The following is a 3,749-nucleotide window of genomic DNA, read 5'->3' as shown; positions in this document are numbered from 1 at the left end:
CTATTGAAGAACGCCATAAACAAGAACTAGAGCGACTTTCCCAAGAAATGAGGATTGGTTTGCAAACAGAGGCCACAGCCAAAGCCGAAGAACAAGTGCAAGAGCAAATCCAATCTCTGCAACAACTATTCAAGCAACAGAAAGAAGAAAATGTTCAGTTGCAGCAACGGCTCTTGGAGATGGAATCGCTACGGCAGTTAGAAGCTGAGAATCAACAACTCCAGCAGCGCATTCAGGAGCTAGAACACGCCGTACAACAGCATCCGGTTCAACAGTGGGGAAATACTATGACTCAGCAAGCGACCAAAGCTTTGAACAAGCAAGTGAAGCAAGCTCTAGAGAAAACCATTGATTTGCGATCGCTAGCTGTTGAACCACCCAAAGAGAATGCCACCGAATGCTTACGACTGATGGGCATGGCGTTGAAGAATCTTGCCAGTGCTATGAACAACACCCAAGCGCTCGAAGCTGCGGCGATAATTCTGGGAAGTGAGCCAACACCAACTGCGATCGCATATCGAGCCGAACAACTAGAAATGCTGCCCCAAGCGGTTAGTGATATTAGGGCAGTACTAGCTAAACCTGGGTGTACTTGGCAGGACTATTGGGCAGTGGCACAAGAATATGAGGTGATTAAATCAGACTATTGGGCAGAACTTACCACCCAGGAAACAGATTTAATTACCACACTCCAGAACGCATCCTCTCAACCGGACACAATCGGACTTGGCTCTATCGTTGCCCATGCTGACCCATATCGCACTTTGTATGTCGAGAGGGGTGAAGTTGTAGAGGATTTGGGCGAGGAAGTAGTGGTGGCATGGGATTGTTGGAAGGAGCAATCGAAAAAGACTGATAGGTATTTCCGAGACGAATTGCGATTCTGGCAACCTCAATAGGCTTTCAATAATATCCGTAACTTTTTAAACAACCAAATACAATACCTTGCCCCGCATCACACTGGGGGAAATTTCCGTGCGTCAACATAACAGGAGATTGTACAATGACTGCAACTATTACTCGTCCCAAACCGAAAAAGGCTGCTGCTAGTAAGAAGGAATCCCCATACAAGCGGCTTCATGTGATTATTCCGATTGAAGATATGTTGTGGGCTTCGCAGCAAAAGCCATCAGTTACGCAATTGTGGCAAGAGTGTTGGACTGCTGACCCCTACGGTTCTCGGTGGATGCCTCTGACTTCTGCTTTGGGGTACAGTACTTTTATCTCTGCGAAGAAAATTCTCTCTGAAAGCGGGTTGTTCATTTTTAAGCCGGACAAGTCCATAGAGGATAGCCGAGAAACCGTTGTCTGGATGGTGAAGAATTTGCATGGTAGCCGGATGAAGGAATTTTGGGAGAAAGCCAATTTGGAAAATCAACAACCAGATTCTCTAAAACGAGAACCAAATGCTGGGGATTCAGAGAAAGATGCTGGCTGTGAAGAAATGAGTGCTTTGTATAAAGCATCTATCTCAGGTCAAAGTGATTCAGAGCAAGGGTTCTGTGAACCCTCACGAACTGCTCAAGAACATCTCACCAACTCATCAAATGAGTTGGTGAGATGTTTCTCTGACACGCTTACACGGATTTCACATGAGGAGGAGATGGCGAGTGCGCCCTTGGGGGGCGCTTCGCCTCAGACTGTTGAAAGCGTGTCAGAGAATAAGGAAGAATTGCCTGTGGCAATGGACTGTACATCGCTGGCGCTTGTGGATGCTGCACAGAGTAATCCCGCTTCGTTACTGGCTGAAAACCAGAATTGTGGTGTTGAGGCGGTAGTCTCTCATGAAGGTGCTTGTTCCGCCGCGCCCGTCGCTCAAAATGAAAAATTTTTAAATTCTGCGATCGCTAATCAAACACTAGAGCTTGTAAAACAGGGAAATTCAACTTCGTTATTGGCTGAAAACTTGGTTTTGCATGTAGAAATCAAAACAGTTAATGAGGGTGAAGGTTCCGCCGCGTCTGTACCAAATCCTGAAAAATGGTCGCACGAGGCGATTGTTGCACGGTCAAATATGCGACCTGAGCGGATGCAAAAACTCAAAGTAGCAGGCAATTCGGGGCAGAATCCGGGGTTTAACTTTTTGCTAGAGTGTTGGAATGACGATCCGGCTTTGCAGATTGTGATTAAAAAACTATTGGTGAAGTTTCCGCAGTGGGGGATTGCGATTGTGGATGGGGTGTTGGTTGATTGGGAGCAAGGGTAAGGCAGTGCGGCAAGACTGAAAGCGATCGCTGCCTGATCTGATGGCAAAATCAGTTCAGCCCAGCCAGCAGGAGGTTCAGGAAGTATTGCAGCAGTTACGGGAGATTCCTTGTACTCCACAGTTTCGGCTAAACGGAGAGATGAGAGCGCACAGTCAAGCGGTATTGGGCGAATGTGCCAGGGGCGATTGCTTGCTTGAAAGAGGCACTGCGGACTTGGAAGGGGGTTAAGTCCCCGGAGGCTGTATTTGTGTCTGCTTGCAGGGAGGGCAGGAAACCGGAGTCTGCACAGGTTAAATCTGGTGTGATTGCTTGGTTCGAGTGGGCGCGGAAGGAGAGGATTGTGATTGCGATGTCGGGGGACGCTGTGTATACGCCGGATAGTGAGGCGGTTGCGGTGGCGGAGATGATGCGGCGGTATCCGATGATGGAGTAGCGTTCTACATCTGCCCAAAATCCTGAGAAATGGTTGAGTGGTGTGATTGCTGAAAGAGGTCGCTATACTTAACGGTGCTACAAGGATTATTTCGCCTACAAGGGGTGAGGTTTTAAACCTTGATTTCGATCAATAAAACCAAAGCATCGTTTTTTGCGCTATGGTTTGTTTTACATTTTCTATTTGATTATCTAGCAAATTCTACCATTTTAGAGAATTGATACAATTTTGTTAGTAACCGAATGGCACTAAGTTAAGCGCAAACCCTTAATATAGCTGGCTTTTAGGGGGTAAGGGGGTAGGGGTGTAAGGGAAAGAACTGAAAACCAAGTAATACTTATAAATTAACTCTTCTCCCCTACACCCCACACCCCTACACCCCTACACCCAGCCACAGCAAGAGTCTCAGGTTTTCTTAGTGCCATTCGTTAGTAACCCTCGCTATCCCTTATTAATCGTTCTATAATACTTGACCAGAGGTTTTCTTCACTAGCTAAAGCTTTTGAATCTATTCTTGTAAGTTCTTTTTGAAAATTTTCTATTCTTTCTCCAAAATCTTTTTCTGATAAGATGTTCCTACTATAGGCAATTAGTGAAGCTGCAAGTTGTTGAATGCTTGAGTTCAAAAAAATAATTGACAAATCTTTTGGAATAATAGATATTATTTCCCCTTGATTTTTGACATTAAGGCATATTCGATAAGATTGGGTGACTTCTGAAGATAATATAATATCATCGTCATACTCAATACCTAAACTCCTCATTCTTTTACCTATATCTGATAAGCTAGCATTCCTATCTAAACCAATTTCACTGAGATGCACCATTCTTCCTACTAATGGAGTAGGACTTTGACAACCAATAGTGAAGAGGTGGTTTAAATTCTTCACCGATTCTCCAATTTCAATGTCTTCTGAAATTGACTCAAAATCCATTGAGAATCTAAAGTAATCAATTACATATGGAAACCCCGTGTTTAAGATAAATCCTTTACTTTCTTGAGGAAGGTCAATCTTCAATAACCTTTCAGGAATTGCGTATATTAAATCCTCTTGACCAAAAGCATCAATCATTTCTTGTTGTGAAATCATAATTAGCACTGGTTTATA

At 44.4% G+C, this 3,749-nt stretch carries 3 protein-coding genes and 1 pseudogene; 3 read left to right on the top strand and 1 reads right to left on the bottom strand.

The window, feature by feature from the left end; translation table 11 throughout:
• The 3 genes and pseudogenes from ACWATR_RS36785 to ACWATR_RS36775 all read left to right on the top strand — a co-directional run.
• Positions 1-899: pseudogene (locus tag ACWATR_RS36785) on the top strand (hypothetical protein); the annotation flags it as partial.
• A 104-nt stretch (positions 900-1,003) separates the two neighbouring features.
• The gene (locus ACWATR_RS36780) at positions 1,004-2,206 is read left to right on the top strand and encodes a hypothetical protein (RefSeq protein WP_460344284.1); all 1,203 of its coding nucleotides are present in this window, start codon (positions 1,004-1,006) and stop codon (positions 2,204-2,206) included.
• A gap of 40 nt (positions 2,207-2,246) precedes the next feature.
• The gene (locus ACWATR_RS36775) at positions 2,247-2,435 is read left to right on the top strand and encodes a hypothetical protein (RefSeq protein ID WP_460344281.1); all 189 of its coding nucleotides are present in this window, start codon (positions 2,247-2,249) and stop codon (positions 2,433-2,435) included.
• 633 nt (positions 2,436-3,068) lie between these two features.
• Here ACWATR_RS36775 and ACWATR_RS36770 read toward each other — a convergent pair.
• Positions 3,069-3,731: an SUKH-4 family immunity protein gene (locus ACWATR_RS36770; RefSeq protein ID WP_460344278.1), complete on the bottom strand. Its 663-nt coding sequence runs from the start codon at positions 3,729-3,731 to the stop codon at positions 3,069-3,071.
• Positions 3,732-3,749: the final 18 nt, after the last annotated feature.

It is taken from the genome of Nostoc sp. UIC 10890, from assembly GCF_054786515.1.
Note: the sequence above shows the minus strand (reverse complement) of the source record. Positions and strands in the feature narration are given on the sequence as shown.